Below are 5,740 nucleotides of genomic sequence, written 5' to 3'. Positions count from 1 at the left end.
CCCTTGTCATCCCCACGGAACTCCGGCTGACCCAGACGGAACGTCGCCACCAAACCGTTCACCGTCCGGGCCAGCAACGCCACCGCAACCGCCGTCACCGCCAGACACACGACCACGGCCACGATCTGCAGGGCTGTCATGAATGACTCCTTGTCGATGTTCTCTAGGTCAGGGCGTACCCGCCGTCCACGGCAAGGATCTGCCCAGTGACGTACCGTGCCTCCCGCGACAAGAGGAAGAGAGCGGGCCCGGTCATCTCCTCCGGCTCCGCGATGTGCTGGAGGGGCAGGCGAGCCATGATCCGCTGCAGCGTGGCTGGATCCTCGAGGATGGGAGCGGTCATGGGAGTGCTGACATAGCCGGGGGCGATGCCATTCAATCGGATCCCGCGGGGGCCGAGTTCCACTGCCAGCCCGCGGATCAGATGGGCGAGGGCCGCCTTGACGGAGCCATACGGCACGATCCCGGGAACCGCGCGGTCGCCCGACATCGAGGTCACCGCGACGACGCTGCCCGGCGAGCCGTGCGACCCCTGCTCCAGGGGCGGGACCAACGTGCGCAGGAGACGGTAGAAGCCCGACAGGTTGACATTGAGCAGGCGCTGCCAGTCCGCGTCCTCGATGTCGATGCCCGCTGCCCGCACCTGGATCCCGGCAGCGCCCACGAGGTGGTCGAGACCGAGGCCGTGCCTCGCCAGCGTCGCCAGGAGCTCTGTCCCGAGCTCCGGATCGGTAACGTCCCCGACGACCGGCACGCCGTCGTACTCGGCGGCGGCCGCCTTCACGCTGGTGTCGTAGTCCACGGCGACCACCCGAGCGCCCTCCCGGGCGAGCGACGCCGCAATGGCCGCACCGATCCCGCTGGCGGCTCCGGTGACGATGGCCGTCTGGCCCTCAAATCGTTCCATCGTTTTCTACTCGCTCTCTGGTTGGGTCATCGTGGGGCTGACCAGGATCTTGACGTGGTTCTCGTCGCCGCTGGCCAGGGCGCGGAATCCGGCCGTGACAAGCTGGTCGAGGCCGATCCGCTTGGTGACCAAGGTCTCGACCGGCAGGGCATATCGCCTGAGGAGGTCAATCACCGGCTGGTGGTCGTTCGCGTAGCAGATGGTGCCTACGAGATGGATCTCCTTGAGGAGCAGGGGCGTTAGGTCCAGCGACAGCGGGCGTCCACTGATCGCCACGTTGACCACCGTCCCACCGGGCCGGACCGCGATCAGGCATCCCTGGAGTGCCGCCTCGACGCCGGCGCACTCGAAGGCGACGTCGACATCCGACAGACCGGCATACTCGAGCATCCTCTCCGTTGACGGGTATGCCGTGGGGTCGAGTGCGTGGTCCGCTCCCAGCCGTCCAGCGCGTGAGCGCCGCGCCTCGGAGGGCTCGACGAGGCACACCGTCGAGGCGCCCATTGCCTTGAGCATCCAGACGACCAACAGCCCGATCGGCCCACCTCCGAACACCACTGCGGTGGCGCCCTGAGGACGGGGGCCCTGGCCGATGGCGTGATGGGCGACGGCGAGCGGCTCGATGAGGGCGCCGACCTCGGCGGACAGGTCACCGATCTGGAACACCAGATCCTCGTCGACGACGATGTACTGCGCGAGCCCGCCCCCGCCGCCCTGCAGACCGATCGTGGCGGCTCGCGGACAGCAGTTGTAGCGGCCCGACGTGCAGGCGGCGCACTGGCCGCACGAGCGCCGCGGCTCGACGACGACGCGGTCCCCGAGGCGGATCCGGCGGACCCCTTCGCCCACGGAGTGCACGGTTCCGACGAACTCGTGGCCCAGGACGACGGGGAGGGAGGCACCCGTCAGGGGGTGGCTCTTACCCGGGGCGGGGCAGAAGATGGGACCGTCGAAGTACTCATGGAGGTCGGTACCACAGATGCCGCACCACTCGACGGCGATCTTCACCGTGCCCGGCCCGGGTTCGGGCTCGGGGACCCAGTCGATACGCACGTCTTCCCGACCGTGGTAACGCGCGGCTCGCATCCTGGGAGCAGTCGCGGACGAGACCTCAGATGACATGGTCATGGCGTCGGAGCGTCCTCTCGCAGGAGGCCCTCGCGACGCAGGTCGTCCCACAGCGCGGAGGGAAGGTCCAGCTCAAGCCAGGCCGCGGAGGCCGCCTGCTGCTGTTGGGTCCGTGAGCCGATGCAGATGCTCGAGACCACGGGATGCGCCGCGGCGAAGTGCAGCGCGGCGGCGGGGAGCGGGACGTCGTGACGGTCGCACACCGCCTGCAGGCGGCGGGCACGCTCCATCACGGGTTTCGGCGCCGGACCGTAGTTGAACTTGGCGCCCGTGGTCGGTCCCGTGGCGAGAATGCCGCTGTTGTAGACGCCACCGAGCACGACTCCGATCTCCCGCTCCGCGCACATGGGGAGCAGGTGGTCGAGGGGCTCCTGCTCCAGCAGGGTGTACCGCCCGGCCAGGAGGACGCAGTCAGCGTCGGCGCGGCGCACCGCCTCGGCGCAGACGTCGGCCTCGTTGACCCCGAAGCCGATGGCGTCGACGACTCCCTCGGCGCGCAGGCGCTCCAGCGCCGCGAATCCACTGTCCAGCGCCGTCCTGAACATCGACTCCTGGAGGTCGCCGTGGGTGTAGCGGTCGATGTCGTGCATGAAGAGGATGTCGACCCGGTCGAGCAGGAGCCGCTGAAGGCTGTCCTCGACCGCGCGCATGATGCCGTCGAAGGTGTAGTCGTACTCGGCCGCGAAGGGTGCCGGCCGCACCCACAGCCCGGAGTCGAAGGAACCTTGCGCGGCCGGCTTCAGCACCCGGCCGACCTTGGTCGAGACGACGTACTCGTCTCGCGGGCGCTCGCGCAGCGCATGGCCCAAGCGGTATTCGCTCAGTCCGTGGCCGTAGAGCGGCGCGGTGTCGAAGTACCGCATGCCGAGGTCCCACGCCTGGTCGACCATGCCGGCCGCCTCCGACTCACTGAAGGGGTGGAGGAAGTTGCCGATGGGAGCCGCCCCAAAGGACATCGTGGAGACCTCCACGCCGGTCCGTCCCAACTTGCGTCTGTGCTCTGCCTTCATGTCCTGTCGGTCCTGTCTGTGCGGGGTGGGCCTTGTCGTGTCACGTGGCGTCGACGGGGGTTCCGGTCACATCGAGTCGGGGTCCGGTCCGGTGCGCCGCCCCCGGTCCAGGGAGCGCATCCGCTGCATGTCGTCCTCGTCCAGCTCGAAGCCGAAGAGGTCGATGTTCGCGGCGATCCTCGCGGGGCTGCTCGACTTGGGAAAGACCACGGTGCCGAGCTGGAGATGCCAGCGCAGGATCGCCTGGGCCGGTGACACATGGTGGCGCGCGGCGATCTCGACGACGACCGGGTCGTCGAGCACCGCGCCGCGCCCGAGAGGCGACCACGCCTGGGTCACGATGCCGTGCTCGTGGTGAAACGTCCGCAGGCACCGCTGCTGGAAGTACGGGTGCAGCTCCACCTGGTTGACGGCCGGCTTCACGTCGCTTTGGGCGAGAAGCCGCTCAAGGTGCGTGCGGGTGAAGTTGGAGACACCGATGGCCCTCGTCAACCCCTGCTGTTGCAGGCCTTCGAGTGCCTGCCAGGTTTCGAGGTATCTCCCTGCAGAGGGCACCGGCCAGTGGATGAGGTAGAGGTCGAGCACGTCCACACCGAGATGTGCGCGGGTCCTCTCGAAGGCGGCCAGCGCCTCGGTATGGCCGTGGTCGGTGTTCCACACCTTCGAGGTCAGGAAGAGCTCGTCACGGGCGGCTCCCGACTCGCGCAGCGCGTGACCGAAGGCCCGCTCGTTACCGTAGTAGGCCGCAAGGTCGAAGTGCCGGTACCCGGCTCTCAGGGCGACGTCAACCACGCCCGCCATGTCCGGGTCGTCGATCTTGAACATGCCCAGACCCACCTGGGGAATCTGCACCCCATGGGGTAGGCCGATGAGTGGCACCGATGGTGGCTGCGCAGTCATGCTCGCCTCAGCCCTTGGTGGCGTCGACGGCCTCGGTGGCCTGCGGCAGGACGGTGAACAGGTCACCGACGACCCCGAAGTCGACCAGGTCGAAGATCGGTGCCTCGCTGTCCTTGTTGACCACGACGATCGTCTTGGACGTCTGCATCCCGGCCCGGTGCTGGATCGCGCCGGAGATGCCGCACGCGACGTAGAGCTGCGGGGAGACCTGCTTGCCGGTCTGGCCCACCTGGGAGGTGTGCGGGTACCACCCCGCGTCCACCGCCGCACGCGAGGCGCCCACCGCGGCGCCGAGCGCGTCGGCGAAGGCCTCGACCGGCGCGAAGTCACCGCCCGTGCCCCGCCCCCCGGAGACGACGATCGCGGCCTCCGTCAGCTCCGGGCGCCCGGTGGCCTGCTTCGGCCTGGACTCGGTGATCCGGGCAGCCTTCGCGGCCTCGGAGGGCGTGTAGTCCACCACCTCCTCGGTGGCCGCCGCGGGCGCCTCCTGCGGCGTGGCGGAGTTGGGCTTGACGGTCACGATCGGGGTCCCCTTCGTCACCGTGGACTCCACCGTGAACGAGCCGGCGAACACCGACTGGGTCGTCGCCACGGCCCCACCCTCCCCCGCCCGCACGTCGACCGCGTCGGTGACCAGGCCAGAGCCGGTGCGGATGGCGACCCGGGCCGCGATCTCCTTGCCCTCCGCGGACGACGAGATGAGCAGCGCCGCCGGCGCCGTGCCCTGCACGAGCGTCGTGAGCAGCTCGGCCTGCGGCACGACCAGGTAGTCGGTGACCTCGGCACCGGTGACCCGGTAGACCTTGTGCGCCCCATACTTCGCGAGGGTCTCGCGCGCCGCGTCGAAGCCGTCGCCGACGAAGACGGCGCAGGGCTCCCCCAGCCGGCGGGCGATGGTCAGCAGCTCAGCGGTGGTCTTGCGCACCGTGCCGTCGACGTGGTCGACGAGGATGAGGACTTCGGCCATGTGTCTGGTGCTCCTTGACGTGAGGGTGGGCGGCGGGTCAGACGAACTTGCGTGCGGCGAGGAACTGCGCGAGCTTCGTCCCGCCGTCGCCCTCGTCCTTGACGATCTCGCCCTGGCTGCGCGGCGGGCGGGCGGCGAACGACTCGACCCTGGTCCACGCCGCGGCCAGGCCCACCTGGGCCGGGTCGACCCCGAGGTCCGCCAGACCCCACCTCTCGACCGGCTTCTTCTTCGCCGCCATGATCCCCTTGAACGAGGGGTAACGCGGCTCGTTGATCTGGTCCGTGACCGAGACCAGCGCCGGCAGGGACGCGGTGACCGTCAGCGTGGACACGTCACCATCGCGGCGGATCGTCACCTGCCCGCCCTCGACCCTCAGCTCGGAGGCGAAGGTGGCGGCAGGCAGTCCCAGACGCTCGGCCAGCATCGTCGGCACCACGCCCATCGAGCCGTCCGTCGAGGCCATCCCCGTGATCACCAGGTCGACCGGCGACTCGGCGCCGATCCTCCTGATCGCCTCGGCCAGCACCAGCGAGGTGGCCGCCGCGTCGGAACCGTGGATCGCAGGATCGAGGACATGCACCCCCCTGCTCGCGCCCATCTGCAGCGCCTTCTTGATCGCGTCGGCAGCCGCGTCCGGACCGACGGTCACCACGATGACCTCGCCCTCGCCCGCCTCGACGATCTTCAACGCCTCCTCGACGGCATACTCGTCCAGCTCGGACAACAACCCGTCGACATTCTCACGGTCCGTGGTGTTGTCAACCGAGCTGAACGTGCGCTCCGCCTGCGCGTCCGGCACGTGCTTGACACAGACGACGATGTTCA

The 5,740-nt window shown here is 69.3% G+C and carries 6 protein-coding genes; all 6 read right to left on the bottom strand.

Going from position 1 to position 5,740, the window contains the following annotated elements; translation table 11 throughout:
* Positions 1-163 precede the first annotated feature (163 nt).
* On the bottom strand, positions 164-907 hold the full coding sequence (locus VFJ94_RS11775) for an SDR family oxidoreductase (RefSeq protein WP_325004403.1): 744 nt from the start codon (positions 905-907) through the stop codon (positions 164-166).
* A gap of 6 nt (positions 908-913) precedes the next feature.
* Entirely contained in the window at positions 914-1,960 is a 1,047-nt protein-coding gene (locus tag VFJ94_RS11770; RefSeq protein ID WP_325004402.1) for a 2,3-butanediol dehydrogenase, read from the bottom strand.
* Between the two features lie 71 nt (positions 1,961-2,031).
* Positions 2,032-2,991 (bottom strand): aldo/keto reductase, encoded by a 960-nt coding sequence (locus VFJ94_RS11765; protein ID WP_325004400.1) that lies wholly within the window; start codon positions 2,989-2,991, stop codon positions 2,032-2,034.
* Positions 2,992-3,111: 120 nt separating this feature from the next.
* Positions 3,112-3,870 (bottom strand): aldo/keto reductase, encoded by a 759-nt coding sequence (locus tag VFJ94_RS11760; RefSeq protein ID WP_325004399.1) that lies wholly within the window; start codon positions 3,868-3,870, stop codon positions 3,112-3,114.
* A gap of 82 nt (positions 3,871-3,952) precedes the next feature.
* On the bottom strand, positions 3,953-4,912 hold the full coding sequence (locus VFJ94_RS11755; RefSeq protein WP_325004398.1) for an electron transfer flavoprotein subunit alpha/FixB family protein: 960 nt from the start codon (positions 4,910-4,912) through the stop codon (positions 3,953-3,955).
* A gap of 37 nt (positions 4,913-4,949) precedes the next feature.
* On the bottom strand, positions 4,950-5,740 hold a 791-nt coding region (locus VFJ94_RS11750; RefSeq protein WP_325004397.1), incomplete at its 5' end, for an electron transfer flavoprotein subunit beta/FixA family protein.

Origin of the sequence: Intrasporangium sp., from assembly GCF_035688975.1 — a bacterium.
GTDB lineage: Bacteria > Actinomycetota > Actinomycetes > Actinomycetales > Dermatophilaceae > CALMNV01.
The sequence above is the reverse complement of the archived record's forward strand: the minus strand, read 5'-3'. Positions and strand labels throughout refer to the sequence as shown.